The sequence below is a fragment of the Carboxylicivirga sediminis genome (assembly GCF_018156225.1).
Classification (GTDB): Bacteria; Bacteroidota; Bacteroidia; order Bacteroidales; family Marinilabiliaceae; genus Carboxylicivirga; species Carboxylicivirga sediminis.
On sequence record NZ_JAGTAR010000019.1, the window covers coordinates 23,659 to 43,415 of the forward strand.

30 protein-coding genes are annotated in these 19,757 nt (G+C 40.6%); all 30 read right to left on the reverse strand.

What is annotated here, in order from left to right:
• Positions 1–133: 133 nt before the first annotated feature.
• The 30 genes from KDU71_RS12705 to rplW all read right to left on the reverse strand — a co-directional run bounded on the left by KDU71_RS12705 (position 134) and on the right by rplW (position 19,749).
• The gene (locus KDU71_RS12705; protein ID WP_212191457.1) at positions 134–3,424 is read right to left on the reverse strand and encodes a ligand-binding sensor domain-containing protein; all 3,291 of its coding nucleotides are present in this window, start codon (positions 3,422–3,424) and stop codon (positions 134–136) included.
• 174 nt (positions 3,425–3,598) lie between these two features.
• On the reverse strand, positions 3,599–4,912 hold the full coding sequence (locus KDU71_RS12710; RefSeq protein ID WP_212191458.1) for a citrate (Si)-synthase: 1,314 nt from the start codon (positions 4,910–4,912) through the stop codon (positions 3,599–3,601).
• A gap of 150 nt (positions 4,913–5,062) precedes the next feature.
• Positions 5,063–6,364 carry a phosphopyruvate hydratase gene (gene eno, locus KDU71_RS12715; RefSeq protein ID WP_212191459.1) on the reverse strand — a complete coding sequence of 434 codons (1,302 nt, stop codon included), beginning with the start codon at positions 6,362–6,364 and terminating at the stop codon, positions 5,063–5,065.
• Between the two features lie 133 nt (positions 6,365–6,497).
• Positions 6,498–7,031 (reverse strand): 50S ribosomal protein L17, encoded by a 534-nt coding sequence (rplQ, locus tag KDU71_RS12720; RefSeq protein WP_212191460.1) that lies wholly within the window; start codon positions 7,029–7,031, stop codon positions 6,498–6,500.
• 5 nt (positions 7,032–7,036) lie between these two features.
• Positions 7,037–8,029 carry a DNA-directed RNA polymerase subunit alpha gene (locus KDU71_RS12725; RefSeq protein ID WP_212191461.1) on the reverse strand — a complete coding sequence of 331 codons (993 nt, stop codon included), beginning with the start codon at positions 8,027–8,029 and terminating at the stop codon, positions 7,037–7,039.
• A 9-nt stretch (positions 8,030–8,038) separates the two neighbouring features.
• Complete coding sequence (gene rpsD, locus KDU71_RS12730) at positions 8,039–8,644, reverse strand: 30S ribosomal protein S4 (protein ID WP_212191462.1); 606 nt, start codon at positions 8,642–8,644, stop codon at positions 8,039–8,041.
• Positions 8,645–8,788: 144 nt separating this feature from the next.
• Complete coding sequence (rpsK, locus tag KDU71_RS12735) at positions 8,789–9,178, reverse strand: 30S ribosomal protein S11 (RefSeq protein WP_212191463.1); 390 nt, start codon at positions 9,176–9,178, stop codon at positions 8,789–8,791.
• Positions 9,179–9,189: 11 nt separating this feature from the next.
• Positions 9,190–9,567 (reverse strand): 30S ribosomal protein S13, encoded by a 378-nt coding sequence (gene rpsM, locus KDU71_RS12740; protein WP_212191464.1) that lies wholly within the window; start codon positions 9,565–9,567, stop codon positions 9,190–9,192.
• Between the two features lie 11 nt (positions 9,568–9,578).
• Positions 9,579–9,695 (reverse strand): type B 50S ribosomal protein L36, encoded by a 117-nt coding sequence (ykgO, locus tag KDU71_RS12745; protein ID WP_212191465.1) that lies wholly within the window; start codon positions 9,693–9,695, stop codon positions 9,579–9,581.
• Positions 9,696–9,709: 14 nt separating this feature from the next.
• Positions 9,710–9,928: a translation initiation factor IF-1 gene (gene infA / locus KDU71_RS12750; protein ID WP_143303625.1), complete on the reverse strand. Its 219-nt coding sequence runs from the start codon at positions 9,926–9,928 to the stop codon at positions 9,710–9,712.
• A 15-nt stretch (positions 9,929–9,943) separates the two neighbouring features.
• Entirely contained in the window at positions 9,944–10,729 is a 786-nt protein-coding gene (gene map / locus KDU71_RS12755) for a type I methionyl aminopeptidase (protein WP_212191466.1), read from the reverse strand.
• Between the two features lie 19 nt (positions 10,730–10,748).
• Positions 10,749–12,095 carry a preprotein translocase subunit SecY gene (secY, locus tag KDU71_RS12760; RefSeq protein ID WP_212191467.1) on the reverse strand — a complete coding sequence of 449 codons (1,347 nt, stop codon included), beginning with the start codon at positions 12,093–12,095 and terminating at the stop codon, positions 10,749–10,751.
• Between the two features lie 4 nt (positions 12,096–12,099).
• A complete protein-coding gene (gene rplO / locus KDU71_RS12765; protein WP_212191468.1) occupies positions 12,100–12,546 on the reverse strand; it encodes a 50S ribosomal protein L15 in 447 nt (148 codons plus the stop codon).
• A gap of 29 nt (positions 12,547–12,575) precedes the next feature.
• The gene (gene rpmD / locus KDU71_RS12770; RefSeq protein WP_212191469.1) at positions 12,576–12,752 is read right to left on the reverse strand and encodes a 50S ribosomal protein L30; all 177 of its coding nucleotides are present in this window, start codon (positions 12,750–12,752) and stop codon (positions 12,576–12,578) included.
• 11 nt (positions 12,753–12,763) lie between these two features.
• Positions 12,764–13,282 (reverse strand): 30S ribosomal protein S5, encoded by a 519-nt coding sequence (gene rpsE / locus KDU71_RS12775; RefSeq protein ID WP_212191470.1) that lies wholly within the window; start codon positions 13,280–13,282, stop codon positions 12,764–12,766.
• Positions 13,283–13,288: 6 nt separating this feature from the next.
• Positions 13,289–13,645 (reverse strand): 50S ribosomal protein L18, encoded by a 357-nt coding sequence (gene rplR / locus KDU71_RS12780; RefSeq protein ID WP_212191471.1) that lies wholly within the window; start codon positions 13,643–13,645, stop codon positions 13,289–13,291.
• A gap of 20 nt (positions 13,646–13,665) precedes the next feature.
• A complete protein-coding gene (rplF, locus tag KDU71_RS12785; RefSeq protein WP_212191472.1) occupies positions 13,666–14,217 on the reverse strand; it encodes a 50S ribosomal protein L6 in 552 nt (183 codons plus the stop codon).
• Positions 14,218–14,229: 12 nt separating this feature from the next.
• On the reverse strand, positions 14,230–14,625 hold the full coding sequence (rpsH, locus tag KDU71_RS12790) for a 30S ribosomal protein S8 (protein WP_212191473.1): 396 nt from the start codon (positions 14,623–14,625) through the stop codon (positions 14,230–14,232).
• Between the two features lie 59 nt (positions 14,626–14,684).
• Complete coding sequence (rpsN, locus tag KDU71_RS12795) at positions 14,685–14,954, reverse strand: 30S ribosomal protein S14 (RefSeq protein ID WP_212191474.1); 270 nt, start codon at positions 14,952–14,954, stop codon at positions 14,685–14,687.
• Between the two features lie 4 nt (positions 14,955–14,958).
• Positions 14,959–15,516, reverse strand: a complete 558-nt coding sequence (gene rplE / locus KDU71_RS12800) for a 50S ribosomal protein L5 (protein WP_212191475.1) — start codon at positions 15,514–15,516, stop codon at positions 14,959–14,961.
• Complete coding sequence (gene rplX / locus KDU71_RS12805; protein WP_425305777.1) at positions 15,516–15,836, reverse strand: 50S ribosomal protein L24; 321 nt, start codon at positions 15,834–15,836, stop codon at positions 15,516–15,518. The genes rplE and rplX overlap by 1 nt, the downstream gene beginning before the upstream one ends.
• Before the next feature lie 20 nt (positions 15,837–15,856).
• On the reverse strand, positions 15,857–16,222 hold the full coding sequence (gene rplN / locus KDU71_RS12810; RefSeq protein WP_212191476.1) for a 50S ribosomal protein L14: 366 nt from the start codon (positions 16,220–16,222) through the stop codon (positions 15,857–15,859).
• Between the two features lie 2 nt (positions 16,223–16,224).
• On the reverse strand, positions 16,225–16,479 hold the full coding sequence (gene rpsQ, locus KDU71_RS12815; protein ID WP_212191477.1) for a 30S ribosomal protein S17: 255 nt from the start codon (positions 16,477–16,479) through the stop codon (positions 16,225–16,227).
• A 7-nt stretch (positions 16,480–16,486) separates the two neighbouring features.
• A complete protein-coding gene (gene rpmC, locus KDU71_RS12820) occupies positions 16,487–16,684 on the reverse strand; it encodes a 50S ribosomal protein L29 (RefSeq protein ID WP_212191478.1) in 198 nt (65 codons plus the stop codon).
• A gap of 4 nt (positions 16,685–16,688) precedes the next feature.
• Positions 16,689–17,120 (reverse strand): 50S ribosomal protein L16, encoded by a 432-nt coding sequence (rplP, locus tag KDU71_RS12825; RefSeq protein ID WP_212191479.1) that lies wholly within the window; start codon positions 17,118–17,120, stop codon positions 16,689–16,691.
• A 30-nt stretch (positions 17,121–17,150) separates the two neighbouring features.
• Positions 17,151–17,873, reverse strand: coding sequence for a 30S ribosomal protein S3 (gene rpsC, locus KDU71_RS12830; protein WP_212191480.1), 723 nt, complete (start codon positions 17,871–17,873; stop codon positions 17,151–17,153).
• Between the two features lie 7 nt (positions 17,874–17,880).
• Positions 17,881–18,300 carry a 50S ribosomal protein L22 gene (rplV, locus tag KDU71_RS12835; RefSeq protein WP_212191481.1) on the reverse strand — a complete coding sequence of 140 codons (420 nt, stop codon included), beginning with the start codon at positions 18,298–18,300 and terminating at the stop codon, positions 17,881–17,883.
• 38 nt (positions 18,301–18,338) lie between these two features.
• Positions 18,339–18,608 carry a 30S ribosomal protein S19 gene (gene rpsS, locus KDU71_RS12840; protein WP_212191482.1) on the reverse strand — a complete coding sequence of 90 codons (270 nt, stop codon included), beginning with the start codon at positions 18,606–18,608 and terminating at the stop codon, positions 18,339–18,341.
• A 20-nt stretch (positions 18,609–18,628) separates the two neighbouring features.
• Positions 18,629–19,453 carry a 50S ribosomal protein L2 gene (gene rplB / locus KDU71_RS12845; protein ID WP_212191483.1) on the reverse strand — a complete coding sequence of 275 codons (825 nt, stop codon included), beginning with the start codon at positions 19,451–19,453 and terminating at the stop codon, positions 18,629–18,631.
• 5 nt (positions 19,454–19,458) lie between these two features.
• Positions 19,459–19,749 carry a 50S ribosomal protein L23 gene (gene rplW, locus KDU71_RS12850; protein ID WP_212191484.1) on the reverse strand — a complete coding sequence of 97 codons (291 nt, stop codon included), beginning with the start codon at positions 19,747–19,749 and terminating at the stop codon, positions 19,459–19,461.
• Positions 19,750–19,757 lie beyond the last annotated feature (8 nt).

Consider the following 19,757-nt stretch of genomic DNA (forward strand, 5'->3'; position numbering starts at 1 on the left):
AATGTTAGTAGTGGAGAATTCTCAGCTAAGGCATCGGAAAAAACTAAAAATGAGGTGCAGAAACCAATGGCGAAGGTGACTGCAATAATTACCATCAGGTCTATCGTTCGTATTAATTTCATGCTCTTTTCTTTTAAAGTCTAAATCCCATCAGAAGTATATCATCCACCTGCTCATATTCAGTACCCATCCAATCTTCCATTTTCTGGTGCAGAATAGCTTTTTGGTCATCGATAGGCAGCTTGTGAATATTCAATAGCAAATGGCGGAAACGACGGTATTTAAACTTCTTACCCTCCGGTCCACCAAACTGGTCGGCAAAGCCATCAGAAAACAGGTAAATAACATCGTTGGGATATACCGGTATCTCCTGGCGTGTGTATGAAAGCGCTTTACTATCGTCGGAATAACCAATGGGGAAACGATCGCCTTTATAGGTAATAATCTCGTTATCGCGTATAATATACAAGGGGTTCATAGCCCCTGAAAATTGCAACACCCGCTTATCTTCATCCAGCATTACCAGCGCAATATCCATTCCGTCAGTAATACTCTGCTTATTGAGGCTTCCATCCTGACCGTTCTTCTGGAAGGTACTGGCAACTTCCTGGCTTAGACTATTCAATATACGAGCCGGGCAATACTCTTCCTGTATCTCCACTATCTTCTTCAGTAAATCATAGCCAATAATGGACATAAAAGCCCCCGGAACACCGTGTCCGGTGCAATCAACCGCTGCCAAGAACACTTTGCTGTTAGTTCGATAAGCCCAATAGAAATCGCCACTCACTATATCCTTGGGGCGGAAATAAATAAAGGATTCGGGCAATATTTGTTTCACCATCTCCTCCGACGGAATCATGGCTTCCTGAATACGCTTGGCATAACTGATACTATCTGTAAGACTTTGGTGAATGCGTGATAAGGACTCTTTCTGAATCTCAATCTTCTTCTTGTCGATGGCCTTTTCATTAAGAGCCTTGTAGGCCTTTCGGTAATTACGTATTCGGTAATTAATAAGCGTTTGCACCAATAGCACTCCAAAAATAATATAGAACGCATAGGCATAACCCGACATCCACAGTGGCGTAGTAACGTCAATAATCAGCTCGGCCTGCTCAACACAAGGCACCCCATCATTATTAAAACCTTTAACTTTTAAGGTATAGCTGCCCGGAGATAAATTGGAGAAATTAACAGAATTCTGATGAGTCACATCTCGCCAGTCTTCATCGTGCCCTTCCAGTTTCACCCGGTAGGTATTAGCTTTGGGATAGGTGAATTCTAAAGCGGCAAAGGATACCGCAATCATGGTATTTCGCTTGTAAGCAACGCCTATTTGACTTCTCACTCCTTCGTATACTGCATCTACCTTGCCCTTATGGTAAACTTTCACGCTGTTAATCACCATTTTGGGCTTGTTATTGTTGGTAGGCACATCTTCGGTGTTGATAATGGTCAGGCCCTTATCACCTCCAAAAAACAGCTCATTCTTCCCATATTTACATGAGGCCCCGGTATTGAAATTATAATCAGGTACACCATCGTTTTTATTATAATTGAATGGTGGTGTTCCCGGAATAATTGAAGAGATACCCACACCTGTGCTTATCCATATTCTGTTATACCCATCCACTTCAACCGCATAAACCTTTCCACTAATGAGTCCATCGTAATTCCAAAATGAAGTGGTTTTGCTATGCTTATCGTAATAAGAAAGACCTGCATGAGTACCTATGATAATCCGGCCATGATCTTCAGCAAATGCTGAAATGATATTATGACTTAGACGCTTCTCTTCTCCTTCATTATTTCTGATTCTTCCAAAGGTTTTTGACGCCACATTATAGGTGTTAATCCCGTTATTGGTACCAATCCACAATTGCCCGTCAGCATCTTCAAAAAGCACGTTTATTTCATCATCACAGAGCCCATATTCCACATCTTTATCGGCCCAGTAGCTGGTTATTTTATCCCCATCATACCTATAAAGCCCGAAACGGGTGGCAAACCAAATGTGCCCTAAACGATCTTCCAGAATATCATTCACAACATTGGTCTTAAGCAGGTAGCGGAAATCATTACTATTAGAGTAATCAAATTCTTTAATCCGGCTTGCCCCTTGCTCTAAAATAAATATACCTTCATCGGTACCAAACCATATGTTGCCCCCGGAGTCTTTATACATGGCATTAACCGTTGGATCGTTGGCTGAAACGTATGCCGGATATATTGTATAGTGTTTAAACCGTTTGGTATTGCGATTGATACAGTATACGCCCTTTTGACCTGTTCCAAGCCATAAGTTGTTTAAATCATCTACGTAAACCGAATAGAAATCATAACAATCAATCGGATACTCGATATCATCAACCGCTGCTATTGAGGAGAACTTCGATGGTTTGCGATCGATTTTAAAAAGGCCATCCTGCGCTGTCCCAATCCATAATAACCCGCTTGCATCCTCAAGAATTACCGTTATGTTTTGAAATGGACGCTCCAGGTAAGCATTCACCTCCAAGGCAAAATAATCGTTATAAGGAGCTTGCGAAAACATAAGTCCTTCAGACGTTGCCAGCCACACTATGCCATTACGCCCGGCCAGCAAGGCGCTTATTCCTTTATTTTCAAACCGGTTCGTTTTTTTATAAACTCTGGTTGAGATAGATGTATTTACATTGTACTTCCATAATCCTTTATCCGATCCGGCGAGTACCACGCTATCGTTAACCATCACCAAACTACTGATTTCCAATTGCTGATGAGCATTTTCAGGATTTATTCGATTTAGCGCATCACTTGTATTATCAATGTATTGAATACCGTCTTTGGAACCAAACCAAACACGCCCCATCCCTGTCTCAACCGGGTAAGTATTACTTCTGCCTGTTTTTAAAACAGATGAATAATGATCAAATTTTATGAAATCTTTAGTGCGGGAATTCACCTTCGCGATGGCATTTCTGGTTTTAATCCAAACGTTATCGCCCTCAGTATGCATGCCATACACTCCGGATTCTCTGAGCGTACCGAATAATTCAGATTCTTTATCTATATTAAGAAACTTACCATTGCGAACCTGCCAGATGGCTATTCCGCTATTTCGAGTACCAATCCATATATTGCCATCAGGCGTTTCGGTGATTGCCTGAATATGATTGCCAATAATGGTGCTATCAATCAAAGGGTGATGCCTGAAGGAAACAAATCCATAACCATCGTAACGATTAAGCCCATCGGTTGTGCCTATCCAAATATAACCCCTGCTATCCTGATACAAAGCGGTAATATGACTATTGGATAAGCCGTCCTTAATGGTAAACTGTTCCATGGAAAGCTTACCACTTTGCGCCATCAACAACGACAAACTGCTAACATACAAAGCAATAGTAAGCAAAAAACGCAAATAACTATCTTTACCCATGGATTTAAATAAATATCCTTGAATCAACACACTCATTGCTGATAAAAGTAATAAAATCCTCTGATCTTTTATAATAGCCAATGAAGAAAGAAGTGGCAAAAAAGGTTTTTAACATGCTATTTCAAATAAAAAAAGAGAGGCTTTAACCTCTCTTCAATCTATTTGTCGTAATAGCTATGGCTGATAGTTTACTTTTTCAGCGAACCATTGAAGGTTTTGCGATTTGGGGCGCTCAATTGGCAATCCATAAAGGCGATCCCATATTAATTGTGTTAACACACCCAAGGCTCTGGAAACACCGAATAGTACCGTATATATTGGATATTCAGTAATTCCAAACGATGACAATAATGAACCACTAATGGCATCTACATTTGGCCATGGATTTTTAACTTTCCCGGTTTTTTCCAGAATATCAGGAACCACCTGATAGATTTTATCAACCAATTGAATTAGTGGTGCATCAGGCGCATATTTTTTGGCAAACTCCAGCTGAACGGTAAAACGCGGATCTGTTTTGCGCAATACGGCATGGCCATAACCAGGTATAACCTGCCCGTTACGTAGCGTCATCTCTGCATAATCCTTAATCTGAGATGTACTTGGAGAATCAGTTCCTATCTCACGCAACATCTTATTGATCCAGTGCATCACATTCTGATTAGCCATACCATGTAAAGGTCCTGCTAATCCATTCATGCCGGCTGAGAAACTGTAATAGGGATTTGAAAGGGCTGAACCAACCAGATGTGTGGCATGGGCAGAAACATTGCCTCCTTCATGATCGGCGTGAATAACCATATAAAGCCTCATCAATCGCTGCACTTCTATGCTATCATAGCCCATCATATGAGACAGGTTAGCGGCCCAGTCAAGACTCGGGTCAATATCAATATACTGCTCATTATGAAATACCCTGCGATAAATATAGGCTGCTATCACGGGCAATCTTGATATAAGGTCCATAACGCCTTCGTAGGTAGGCGCCCAGTAATCTTTTTTATCCATTCCTGTAAGGTAGGCCTTCCGAAATTGCGATTCGGTGGACATGGCCAGAATAGCGCTATTAAACTGAATCATGGGATGCGCATCCTTAGGCAACGCATTAATTACATCAAAGACGTGAGAAGGTATACCTTGCGCTCTAAGAGCCCACTGCTCACTAATATGATTTACATCTTCTTTGGTAGGCAGTTCGCCTGTTAACATCAAGTAAAAAAGTCCTTCTGGCAGTGGCTCACCGTCCTGGTGCAACTTCGGCAATAACTCCTGTAATTGTGGAATTGAATAACCTCTGAACCGAATACCCTCTTCAGGATCCAGTTTAGAAGTACAGGTGAGTAACGAAACCATACCTTTCATCCCTGTCAAAACCTGACCTAAGGTAACATCCTGTATAACATCATCACCGTGTTTCTTTATTAAGTCCTTTACCATTTCGGCCTTGGGGCCACCTATTTCAATGATACGTTGTTTAATGTAATCCATATTGAGTAGCTGATTGAATTAATAAAATGCCAACGTGTGTGGTTGCGGCACTATTACAACAGATTAATTATCTAATTGTTCTACAGCTAAACAAGTACAAAAAAAGGCCGGCCAAATGGCCAGCCTTTATATGGTATAAGAAGTTGTTTCTTATTTCTTTTGAACTTTTGCATATCCGTAAACAGCACGTTCACCTAATTCCTCCTCAATGCGAAGCAATTGGTTGTACTTAGCCATACGGTCTGAACGGCTTAATGAACCAGTCTTAATCTGACCAGAGTTAGTAGCCACAGCGATGTCAGCAATAGTTGCATCTTCAGTTTCACCTGAACGGTGAGAAGTTACTGAAGTATAACCAGCGCGGTGAGCCATTTCAATAGCGTTCAATGTTTCAGTTAAAGAACCAATCTGGTTTACTTTAATAAGGATTGAGTTAGCAGCTCCCAACTCGATACCTTTCTTCAAGTAATCAACGTTAGTTACGAACAAGTCATCACCAACCAACTGGCACTTATCACCGATAGCAGCATTTAAAGCTACCCATCCATCCCAGTCGTTCTCATCCATACCATCCTCGATTGAATCGATTGGGTATTTAGCTACTAGTTCAGCCAGGTAAGCAGCCTGCTCTTGTGAGTTACGCTTAACACCATTTGGCTCGAAAATGCTGTAGTCATATACACCATCTTTGAAGAACTCTGAAGAAGCACAGTCCATAGCGATAGAAACATCACCACCATCTTCTTTACGACCTGCTTTGTAACCAGCATTTTCGATAGCTGTTAAGATACAATCGATAGCCTCTTCTGTACCACCTAACATTGGAGCGAAACCACCTTCGTCACCAACAGCAGTAGATAAACCTTTTCCTTTAAGCACTTTAGCCAAAGCATGAAATACTTCAGCACCCATACGTAAACCTTCACGGAACGACTCAGCACCTACAGGACGAATCATGAACTCCTGGAAAGCGATAGTAGCATCAGAGTGAGAACCACCGTTGATGATGTTCATCATTGGAACTGGCAAAGTAACAGCATTAGTACCACCAATGTAACGATACAATGGCATTCCTAAATACTCAGCAGCAGCTTTAGCAGAAGCCAAAGACACACCCAAGATAGCATTAGCACCTAATTTGCTTTTAGTTTTAGTACCGTCAAGCTCAAGCATTTTGTTATCGATAGCAACTTGCTCCAATACGCTCATACCGATCAACTCAGGTGCGATTACTTCATTAACGTTTTTAACAGCACCTAAAACACCTTTACCCAAGTAACGACCTTTATCGCCATCGCGTAACTCTAAAGCTTCATGTTCACCTGTTGAAGCACCTGATGGTACAGCAGCACGACCAACGAAACCACTTTCTAATGTTACTTCAACTTCAATTGTAGGATTTCCACGAGAATCAAGGATCTCACGTGCATGAATGTTTGCAATTTGTCCCATAATACTATTGTTTATGTATTGATTGATAATTTTCAAAAAAAAAAGGATAATGCAATTTCATCATTATCCCCTTTTAAAGCAATTTCAAGAAAAAAAAGGAAAAACGAAAGTCTTTCCTTTTTCACTCATTGATTTATTCTTTTGATTCAGCTTCAGTAGATTCTGAAGTTGGCTCAGCACTTTCTTGTGCTGGGGCTTCAGCTGCAACAGCGCTATCAGCAGTTGTTGCTTTTCTACGTCCACGTCGTGTTCTTTTACCAGCTGAAGAGGACTTCTTAGACTCCAACATGTTTTCATTGTAGTCAACCAATTCGATTAAACACATCTCTGCGTTGTCACCAATACGGTTACCCAATTTCAAGATACGAGTATATCCTCCTGGTCTGTCAGCTACCTTAGCTGCCACATCACCAAATAATTCTTTTACAGCAAACTTGTCTTTCAAGTAGGCGAACACAGTTCTTTGTGCGTGGATACGCTCTTCAACTGTATTTAAATCTTTAGTTTTGGTGATAAGAGGCTCTACATACATACGTAATGCTTTAGCCTTAGCAACCGTGGTCTTGATTCTTTTGTGAAGAATCAAAGAGGAAGCCATGTTTGCTAACATCGCTTTGCGATGCGCACTCTTACGACCTAAATGATTAAATTTCTTTCTATGTCTCATCGCTATTATTCCTTGTCTAATTTATACTTTGCGGTATCCATTCCGAAAGTAAGCCCCATATTAAGCAGGAGATCATCCAGCTCAGTCAGTGACTTCTTACCGAAGTTACGGAACTTCAACAGGTCGTTACGGTTAAATGTTACCAACTCACCTAGTGTTTCCACATCAGCGGCTTTTAAACAGTTAAGCGCACGTACTGATAAGTCCATATCAACCAGCTTAGTTTTCAGAAGCTGACGCATATGTAATACTTCTTCATCAAACTCTTCGTTACCAAATTTCTCATCTGAATCAAGAGTAATCTTCTCATCTGAGAACAGCATGAAGTGATAAATTAATATTTTCGCTGCTTCTTTCAACGCATCTTTAGGATGGATTGAACCATCCGATTCAATTTCTAAAACTAACTTTTCATAGTCAGTTTTTTGCTCTACACGATAGTTTTCAATCGCATACTTAACGTTGCGAATTGGAGTAAAGATTGAATCGATAGCAATTAACCCAAATTCTGCCTCGGCTGGTTTATTTTCCTCTGAAGGAACATAACCTCTTCCCTTCTCAATGGTCAATACCATCTGCAGATTTACTTCCGGGTTCATCTTAGCAATAACCAACTCGGGGTTTAATACCTCGAAACCGGTCATGAATTGGTTAAGATCGCCGGCAGTAAACTCTTCTTTACCTGAAATACTTACAGTAACAGTTTCCTGCTCTGTATCTTCTACCAGATTTTTGAAGCGAACCTGCTTAAGATTAAGAACGATTTCGGTTACATCATTGATTACACCAGGGATACTGGTAAACTCATGATCCACCCCTTCGATCTTGACAGTGGTAATTGCGTATCCCTCTAATGAGGACAACAATATTCTTCTTAAGGCATTTCCAACGGTAATACCATATCCTGGTTCCAACGGACGAAATTCAAACTTGCCGAATTTTTCGTCGGCTTCCAGCATAATTACTTTATCTGGTTTTTGGAATGCTAATATTGCCATAAGAATTAATTATTTAGAATACAATTCAACTATCAACTGTTCTTTAATATTTTCAGGAATATCACTTCTTTCAGGTACATTTAAGAATTTACCTGCAAATGAATCTTGATCCCATTCTAACCAGGAATATTTATGCACACCTGTATTGGCCAATGACGTTGAAATAACTTCAAGCGATTTTGACTTTTCGCGAATTCCTACAATCTGATCAGCTTTCACCTGATAAGAAGGAATGTTCACAATTGCACCATCAACTATGATGTGACGGTGAGATACAAGTTGTCTTGCAGCTGCTCTGGTAGGAGCAATTCCCATACGATAAACAACGTTATCTAAACGAGATTCCAGAAGACCAAGTAACACCTCACCTGTAATACCTTTGCTTCGAGAAGCTTTTTTAAACAGGTTACGGAATTGTTTTTCCAATACTCCGTATGTGTACTTAGCTTTTTGCTTTTCCTTTAACTGTAGACCGTATTCACTTGTTTTACGTCTACGGTTATTTCCGTGTTGCCCTGGAGGAAAATTTCTTCTTTCGAAATTCTTATCCGGACCATAAATCGCTTCACCGAATTTACGGGCGATTTTTGTTTTTGGACCAATATATCTAGCCATTCTTCTAAATTTTTGACTTTAAATTTTTGATTTTAAATATTGAATATGGCAGCCGCTAGATTATAGAGAGGAGAAATAATCATATAACCAATTCTTATTCAAAATTTGCCATCAAAAACCTATGGTTAACAACTAGTCGAGTAATTAAACTCTTCTTCTTTTTGGAGGACGACATCCATTATGTGGTAGTGGAGTAACATCAACAATTTCTGTCACTTCGATACCAGCAGCATGAATTGAACGAATCGCAGACTCGCGACCATTACCCGGCCCTTTCACATACACTTTTACTTTTCTTAGCCCTAGGTCAAATGCTACTTTTGAACAATCAGTAGCAGCCATCTGTGCAGCATATGGGGTGTTCTTTTTAGAACCACGGAAACCCATTTTACCGGCACTAGACCAAGAAATCACCTGACCGTTTTGGTTGGCCAATGAAATAATAATGTTATTGAAAGACGAATGGATATTAGCCTGTCCAACAGCCTCCACCTTAACAACTCTCTTTTTTTGAGATCCTGACTTCTTTGCCATATCTTACTTAATTATTTAGTGGCTTTCTTTTTATTTGCAACAGTCTTCTTCTTACCCTTACGTGTACGAGCGTTGTTTTTAGTCGATTGACCACGTAATGGTAATCCGATACGGTGACGAATACCTCGGTAACATCCAATATCCATCAGGCGCTTAATGTTCAATTGAATTTCTGAACGTAATTCACCTTCGATTTTGTATGTGTCTGAAATATTATCACGAACAGCCTTAATCTGCTCGTCAGTCCACTCTGATACTTTCAAATTAGCGTCAACGCCAACATTTTGAAGAATCTCTTGTGCTCTGCTTCTTCCTATACCGTAGATATAAGTTAAAGCGATTTCTCCTCTTTTATTTGAGGGTATATCAACTCCAGCAATCCTTGCCATAATCTTATAATTTATCCTTGACGTTGTTTAAACTTTGGATTCTTTTTATTAATCACGTACAAGCGCCCTTTGCGTTTTACAATCTTACACTCGGCACTTCTTTTCTTTACAGATGCTCTAACCTTCATGATCGGTCACTTTATTATTTGTATCTATAGGAAATTCTTCCTTTTGTCAAATCATACGGCGACATCTCTACCTTTACTTTATCTCCAGGTAAAATTTTGATGTAGTGCATACGCATTTTACCAGAAATATGTGCAGTAATGATGTGTCCGTTTTCCAATTCCACTCTAAACATGGCATTGGATAAGGCTTCAATGATTGTTCCGTCTTGTTCTATAGAGGCTTGCTTCGCCATAATTTATGTAACTTTTTATTTTTCAGACTGCAAATGTAATACTTCTTCTACAAATTTAAAACTAGAAAGTATATCAGCTTTACCTTTTCTTATTGCTACAGTGTGTTCATAATGAGCAGATACCTTTTTATCGATGGTTCTGATGGTCCATCCATCATCTTCCTGAACGATTTGTCGTTTGCCAAGATTAATCATTGGCTCTATGGCAATTACCATTCCCGACTTTAATTTAGTACCATTTCCCTTTCTACCGTAGTTGGCTACTTCAGGTGCTTCATGAAGATTTTTACCAATTCCATGACCCACCATTTCACGTACTACTGTATACCCACGCTCTTCTGTATAACTCTGTATGGCATGCCCGATATCGCCTAAACGATTGTTTTCAATAGCCTGCTCAATACCTTTGTATAACGATTCCTTAGTAGCATCTAATAATGCTTTAACATCCGGCGCTACCTCACCAATTGGGAAAGTATAGGCTGAATCACCATAAAAATCATTTAACAATACACCACAGTCAACCGAAACCACATCACCCTCTTGCAAAGGTGCATCGTTAGGTATACCATGAACCACCTGCTCGTTTACAGATGTACATAGGGTATTGGGAAACCCCTGATAATTTAAAAAGGCAGGAGTACCTCCATTATCTCTAATGAAGGTCTCCGCTATTTTGTCTAATTCCAACGTAGAAACACCAGGCCTGATAGCCTTTGCAACTTCTCCAAGCGTTTTAGCCACCAATTGGTTGCTTATACGCATCAGCTCAATCTCTTCGTCAGTCTTTAAATAAATCATATTAATGATCGTTCCTCAATTAATAGATTGCAGCTCCACCACCAGATCTACCCATAATTCTACCAGACTTAGTTAATCCATCGTAATGACGCATTAACAAGTGGCTTTCGATTTGCTGTAAGGTATCTAATACCACACCCACTAGAATTAGTAGTGAAGTACCACCATAAAACTGTGCAAATCCCTGATCTACACCAGCCATCATAGCGAAAGCAGGTAAGATAGCAACCAATGCTAGAAATACAGAACCAGGCAAAGTTATTTTTGACATGATTGAATCTAAAAATTCAACTGTCTTTTTACCTGGCTTTACACCTGGAATAAAACCACCATTGCGTTTCATATCCTCAGCCATTTGCGTAGGATTGATTGTGATAGCAGTATAAAAATAGGTGAAAGCAATAATCATTAAGGCAAAAATTACATTATACCAAACACCTGTAAAGTTAGCAAAGATAGATGCAAAGCCACTTGCTGTTTCGCTATCGACAAAGCCTGCAAATGTTACAGGAATGAACATGATAGCCTGAGCAAAGATGATTGGCATTACACCAGCCGCATTAACTTTTAAAGGTATATATTGGCGAACACCTCCGTATTGCTTGTTACCAACAATTCGCTTAGCATACTGAACAGGGATACGACGAGTACCCTGAACCAAGGCGATTGTTCCGGCAAATACGAAGAACAACACAACAAACTCGATTAGCAACATTACCAAACCACCGCTTCCACTAGCAGCTTCCATTCTTGATATAAACTCGGCAAACAACGATTGTGGCAAGCGAGCAATAATACCAATCATGATGATTAGTGAAATACCATTACCAATACCTTTATCGGTTATACGCTCACCTAACCACATTACGAACATTGTTCCAGCAGTTAGGATGATTGTACTAGTAACAGTAAACGACCAACCTGTAGCTACAAAAGCCGCGTCTGGCAACTGATTAAATAGGTTTGTTAAATAACCCGGCGCTTGAACAACCAAAATCAAAACAGTCAAATAACGAGTTATCTGATTGATCTTTCTACGTCCACTTTCACCTTCCCTTTGAAGACGTTGAAAGTAAGGTACTGCAATACCCATCAATTGAATAACGATGGAAGCAGAGATGTAAGGCATAATACCCAATGCAAAGATGGATGCGTTAGAAAACGCCCCTCCTGAGAACATATCGAGCAGGCCTAATACACCGTCCCTTGTTTGACTTTTTAGCGCACTTAGTTGCGTGGGATCAATACCAGGAAGCACAACAAAAGAACCAAGTCTGTAGATTAACAACAGACCTAACGTTGTCGTAATTCTGGATTTAAGATCCTCAATTTTCCAGATGTTGCGGATGGTTTCGAATAGTTTCATTCAGTTACAATTTTACTACGGTTCCTTCAGCAGCTTCAATAGCTTTAGCAGCAGATTCTGAGAATGCATGAGCTTTCACTTCTAATTTAGCCTTTAGCTCACCATTTCCTAAAATCTTCACCAAGTCATTCTTGCTAACTAAACCGGCTTGTCTTAAAACTTCAGGATCAATTACACTAACCTCTTTATTTTCAGCAATAGCCTGCAACATCTCAATGTTGACAGCCTTATACTCAACGCGGTTAATATTTTTGAATCCGAATTTAGGAACACGTCGCTGCAAAGGCATCTGACCGCCCTCAAAACCAAACTTACGTGAGTAACCCGAACGTGATTTAGCTCCTTTATGACCGCGAGTAGATGTTCCACCACGACCAGAACCTTGTCCACGACCGATACGTTTTGAGGTCTTTACTGAACCCTTTGCAGGTCTTAAGTTATTTAAATTCATATTAATTTCCTCTAATTCGTTCGACCAAATTATCTTTCTACTGTCACCAGGTGCAGTACTTTTTGAACCATTCCTTCAATTTGAGGTGTGGCTTCATGTTCAACGGTTTGCTGAAGCTTCTTCAGCCCAAGGGCAGCCAAGGTGTTTTTTTGCCTTGCAGTGGCCCCGATTTTACTCTTAACCTGAGTTACTTTTATCTTAGCCATTTTGTCCTTATTTATCCGTTAAAAACTTTATCCATTGAAACACCTCTTTGCTCAGCAATAGTAGCAGCGTCACGCAGTTCAGTAAGGGCGCCGATAGTCGCTTTAACCAAGTTGTGAGGGTTTGATGACCCTTTTGACTTAGCCAATACGTCTGTTACACCAACACTCTCCAATACTGCACGCATCGCACCACCAGCCTTAACTCCGGTACCGTGAGAAGCAGGCTTCATAAATACGCTTGCTCCGCCGAAACGTGCTAATTGCTCATGAGGAATAGTACCATTGATAACAGGTACTTTAACTAGATTCTTTTTGGCAGCTTCAACACCTTTTGCAATAGCTGTTGTTACTTCGCCTGCTTTACCAAGGCCCCAGCCAACAACGCCGTTCTCGTTTCCAACCACTACAATGGCAGAAAAACTAAAGGTTCTACCACCCTTGGTTACTTTAGTTACCCTGTTGATAGCAACCAAACGATCTTTTAACTCCAGATCGTTATTGTTTCTGATTCTTTTGTTATTTCCAGCCATCGTTTGTTAGAATTTAAGCCCTGCTTCACGAGCAGCATCGGCTAATTGTTTAACTCTACCATGATAAAGGTATCCATTTCTATCGAACACAACAGCACTAATACCAGCCTTCTGAGCAGCTTCAGCAATGTTTTTTCCTACCATTGCAGCCACTTCCGACTTAGTACCTTTCTGATCGGCAATCTCTTTAATTAAAGAAGATGATGCAGCTAATGTCTTACCATTAACGTCATCGATTAACTGAACAGAAATCTGCTTATTGCTTCTAAATACTGACATTCTTGGACGCTCTGCGGTTCCGCTGATATTCTTGCGAACGCGCAATTTAATTTTTCGTCTTCTCTCTATTTTCGAAAAAGCCATAATTCCTAATTTAATTCAGATTAAACTTTAGCAGATTTACCGGCCTTACGACGAATTTCTTCGCCTTTGAAACGTATACCTTTACCTTTATAAGGTTCTGGTTTACGTAAGGACCTGATTTTGGCACAAACCTGGCCAAGCAATTGCTTATCTGCTGATTCAAGCGAAATAATAGGATTGCTTTTTCTGTCAGTAACAGCTTCCACTTTAATTTCAGCAGGCAACATCAAGTGAATCGGGTGAGAATAGCCTAACGCTAATTCAAGGATCTGACCTTGATTAGTTGCGCGGTAACCTACACCTACTAATTCCAACTCTTTTTTGTAACCCTCTGAAACTCCTACCACCATGTTGTTGATCAATGAGCGGTACAATCCGTGCTTAGCACGTATTTCTTTTTCGTCGTTGGGACGAGCTACAGTAATAGTGCCATCCTCAACTTTCACTTCTAATTCAGGGTGAATTTCCTGCACCAGTTCGCCTTTTGGGCCTTTAACTGTCACAGTATTGTCTTTAACAGTTACGTTCACGCCTGAAGGTATGCTAATCGGTGCTTTTCCAATTCTTGACATAGTTCTTCTTTTTTAATAAACGTAACACAATACTTCACCACCAATTTTCTGTACTCGGGCTTCTTTATCCGTCATTACTCCTCGTGAAGTTGACACGATTGCAATACCAAGACCATTAAGTACGCGAGGTAAACTACGATACCCGGCATACGAGCGTAAACCAGGTGTACTCACGCGCTTAAGCGCTTTGATTGCAGGGGTCTTCGTTTGTGGATCGTACTTCAGTGCGATCTTAACGACACCTTGCTTGTCATCTTCGATGAATTTGTAATTTAAGATGTACCCTTTCTCGAAAAGAATTTTGGTCATCTCTCTTTTAAGGTTGGAAGCCGGAACTTCAACAACCCTATGACCCGCCATAATGGCGTTCCTGATTCGTGTCAGGAAATCTGCTATTGGATCTGTCATTTTATAAAGATTAAATTGATCCCGGCATTATTGAAACACCGGGACAATATTTAACACTCTTACCAACTTGCTTTTTTAACACCAGGTATTAAACCAGCTGAAGCCATTTCGCGGAACTGAATCCTTGAAAGGCCAAACTGTCGCATATAACCTTTCGGACGTCCGGTTAATTTGCAACGGTTGTGCATACGCACAGGTGAAGCGTTCTTAGGCAGCTTTTGCAAACCTACATAATCACCTTCTTCCTTAAGCCTAGCACGTTTTTCAGCGTATTTGGCAACAAGCTTAGCCCTTTTTACCTCACGGGCTTTCATTGATTCCTTTGCCATATAACTAGTTCTTTTTCACGTTTTTAAATGGTAACCCAAACTCTTTTAACAGAGCATAAGCTTCCTCATCGGTTTTTCCCGAGGTCACAAAGGTAATATTCATACCCAATATTTTTGACACATTGTCAATATTTATTTCAGGAAAAATGATTTGTTCTTCAATACCTAAGGTATAGTTTCCACGTCCATCAAGCTTACTGTTGATACCTTTGAAGTCGCGAATTCGAGGCAGTGCCACACGAATTAAACGCTCCAGGAATTCATACATGTTCTCACGACGAAGTGTTACACGTACACCAATTGGCATCTTTTTACGAAGCTTAAAGTTCGAAATATCTTTCTTCGAAAGCGTAGCCACAGCCTTTTGTCCTGTGATAGTAGTTAGTTCTTTGATGGCGTTCTCAATCATTTTCTTGTCAGCAGTTGCTGCACCAAGACCCTGGTTGATAACAATCTTTTCTAACTTAGGAACCTGCATGATTGACTTGAACCCGAATTCTTTCATCAAGTTCGGTACAATCTCGTCCTTATACTGTTTTCTTAAACTAGGTGTATAACTCATTACTTGATCTCCTCCCCTGATTTTTTAGCAATTCGAACCAGTTTTCCATCATCATTCAACTTACGACCAATACGTGTTGGTTTTCCGGTTGAAGGATCTTTCACATTTAAATTTGAAATGTGAATAGGAGCCTCTTTCTTAACTATACCTCCCTGCGGACTTTCAGCATTAGGCTTTGTGTGCTTGCTCACCATGTTAACACCTTCAACAATGGCGCGGTTTTTAGCAGGAAATACCTCAAGTACTTTCCCTTCCTGGCCTTTGTTAACACCGGCATTAACAATTACGATGTCGCCTTTTTTAATATGCAATTTACCCATTGTTCTAATCTCTTTGATGATTAAAGTACTTCAGGCGCCAAGGATACGATTTTCATATATCCTTCCCTTACCTCACGGGCAACAGGACCGAAAATACGTGTTCCTCTCATTTCTCCGGCCTGGTTCAAAAGAACACAAGCATTTTCATCAAAGCGGATGTAGGAACCATCTTGGCGTCTAACTTCTTTTTTAGTGCGCACTACTACAGCCTTGGTTACAGTACCTTTTTTAAGGTCACCACCAGGGATTGCGCTTTTTACAGTTACCACGATACGATCGCCTACTCCGGCATAACGCTTCCTTGTTCCTCCCAGAACACGGATACATAATACTTCTTTGGCTCCACTGTTATCAGCAACTGCAAGTCTAGATTCTTGTTGTATCATGATTACTTAGCTCTTTCTAGAATTTCAACTAATCTCCAACGTTTAGTCTTGCTCAAGGGACGAGTTTCCATAATTTTTACGGTATCCCCAATATTGCAGGTGTTGTCTTCATCGTGCGCGTGAAACTTTTTGGTCTTTTTCACGAACTTACCGTAGATGGGGTGCTTTTCGCGGATCTCTACAGAAACAACGATAGACTTCTCCATCTTGTTGCTTGCCACAACACCAATACGCTCTTTTCTAAGATTTCTATCCATCTCCTAATTATTTTTCAGTTTGTTGCTTTTGACTCAAAATAGTCTTCAAGCGCGCAATGTTTCTACGAGTATGTCTAATCTGCATTGGATTTTCCAATGGCGAAGTAGCGTGGTTTAACTCCAACTGTTGCAAAGCAGCAGTTTCAGTTTCGATACGCTCAGCTATTTCGCTAACACTTAATTCTTTGATTTCTTCTACTTTCATGTCCTTAAGCATTTGTTGATTCAACATAGTCTCTTCTCACAACGAACTTTGTAGTTACCGGAAGCTTTTGAGCGGCAAGGCGCAATGCTTCTTTAGCTACTTCGTAAGGTACTCCTTCACATTCTAAAATAATGCGTCCTGGAGTAACAGGGGCCACAAATCCTTCCGGACTACCTTTACCTTTACCCATACGTACTTCGGCTGGTTTTTTAGTAATCGGTTTGTCAGGAAATATTCTAATCCAGATCTGTCCCTGACGCTGCATGTAGCGTGTTACCGCGATCCTTGCAGATTCAATCTGACGACCTGTAATCCATTTACTCTGTAAGGCTTTGATACCGAAAGATCCGAACGCCAGTTCTTGCCCGCGTTGAGCTTCACCTTTCATCCGGCCCTTCTGCCTTCTTCTAAATTTTACTTTCTTTGGTTGTAACATCGTTCCTAATCAATTAATGTGAAAGGAGAATTACTTCTTATTATTTCTTCTTCTCGGACCTCTACCGCCACCTCGGTTTCCACCAGTGCCTTTTTCTTTGGTGTTGAATGCTGGAGATAAATCTGGCTTACCATAAATTTCTCCTTTACAAATCCACACCTTGATACCAATCAGACCCATTTTAGTCAGGGCTTCTTCCTGAGCATAGTCGATATTAGCACGTAATGTATGCAGTGGCGTACGGCCTTCTTTATACATTTCGCTACGTGCCATCTCAGCTCCGTTCAAACGTCCTGAAATCTGAATTTTGATACCTTCAGCACCCATTCTCATGGTAGAAGCGATGGCCATTTTAATGGCACGACGATATGCGATACGTCCTTCCACCTGACGAGCGATGTTTTTCGCTACAATAATAGCGTCCAACTCTGGTCTCTTTACCTCAAAGATGTTAATCTGAACTTCTTTGTCGGTAATTTTCTTAAGCTCCTCTTTCAGTTTATCTACTTCCTGTCCTCCCTTACCAATTATGATACCTGGACGTGCAGTGAAAACGGTAATAGTAACCAATTTCAAAGTACGCTCGATAATGATACGAGAGATGCTGGCTTTAGCTAAACGTGCATTGAGGTACTTTCTGATTTTGGAGTCTTCTAATAGCTTATCGCCATAGTTCTTTCCTCCATACCAGTTAGAATCCCATCCTTTGATGATTCCTAACCTGTTACTAATTGGATTAACTTTTTGTCCCATCTAGCTATTAGTTTTCTTGTGTTTCACTTGATACTACTTTGCTTGCAACGCGCAACGTTACGTGGTTTGAACGCTTTCTGATACGGTGCGCACGACCCTGTGGAGCCGGACGTAAACGTTTCAAAATACGGCCTGAATCAACCGCGATCTCACTCACATACAAGTTGGCGTCTTCGATGCGAACACCTTCGTTCTTTTCTTTCCAATTAGCGATAGCAGAAAGCAACAGTTTCTCAACCCTTCTGGAAGCTTCTTTCGATGAGAATTTCAGCATATCCAGAGCAAGGTTCACCTCTTTACCTCGGATCATGTCGGCAACAAGGCGCATCTTCCGTGGTGAAGTCGGTACATTGCGAAGCTTTGCGAAGTAATCGGTCTTCTTGGCTTCCTTTATTTTTTCAGCTCTTATTCTTTTTCTTGCACCCATTTTTTACTGTTTAAAGAATTTAAATATTGGCAGGCCAATTATCGTTTCTTATTACCTCCATGACCGCGGTATGTGCGGGTTGGGGCAAATTCGCCTAATTTGTGTCCTACCATATTTTCAGTAACATAAACCGGGATAAACTTATTGCCGTTGTGCACAGCAATAGTGTGTCCTACAAATTCCGGTGAAATCATAGAAGCACGTGCCCAAGTTTTAATAACTGATTTCTTACCTGACTCGTTCTGTGCCAGAACTTTCTTTTCCAGTTTAAAGTCGATAAATGGGCCTTTTTTTAATGATCTGCTCATAATTCGTTTAAATTAACCGGTTATTTTTTTCTTCTTTCAATGATGTATTGACTAGAAGCCTTCTTAGGATGACGAGTCTTATAACCCTTAGCCAGTACTCCTGTACGAGATCTTGGGTGTCCTCCTGAAGAACGACCTTCACCACCACCCATTGGGTGATCAACTGGGTTCATAGCCACACCACGTACTCGTGGACGACGACCCAACCAGCGGCTACGTCCAGCTTTACCTGAACGCTCAAGAGCGTGATCTGAGTTACCTACTGCACCTAAAGTGGCACGACAAGTAGTCAGAATCATTCTTGTTTCGCCTGAAGGCAATTTAACAACCGCGTATTTTCCATCACGAGCAGCCAACTGAGCAAAAGTACCAGCACTACGTGCCATTGTACCGCCCTGGCCCGGACGCAATTCGATGTTGTGAATAATGGAACCTAAAGGAATCTCGCTTAATGGCAAGCTGTTACCGATTTCAGGAGCAACCCCTGTTCCTGAAGCAATTGCTTGACCTACCTGCAACCCGTTAGGTGCAAGAATGTACCTTTTTTCTCCATCAGCGTAAGCTAGTAATGCAATACGAGCACTCCGGTTTGGATCGTACTGAATTGACTCAACTGTTGCGTTAACACCGTCTTTATTACGCTTAAAGTCGATTACCCTGTATCTCCTTTTGTGACCACCACCGATATTTCTAACGGTCATTTTACCGGTGTTATTTCTACCACCAGACTTCTTTAATGGCCTCAATAAGGACTTTTCTGGTGACGCTGATGTAATCGTATCAAACGCACCAATAATTTTGTGTCTCTGCCCCGGTGTTGTGGGCTTTAGTTTTCTTACTGCCATTTTTATTAGATATTGCTATAAAAATCAATAGTATCTCCTTCAGCTAATGTTACTACAGCTTTTTTGAAGGAATTTGTTCTACCAACAATAACTCCACTTTTTGTGTAACGCGACTTTGATTTACCCGCGTATACCATTGTATTGACAGACTCAACACTTACGTTGTATAACTCTTCAACAGCGTCTTTGATCTGCAGCTTGTTAGCTTTTTTATCAACAACGAATGCGAAGCGATTCAACTTTTCGCCAAGTTCTGTCATTTTTTCAGTTACAATCGGTTTAATAATAACTTTCATGACGAGCC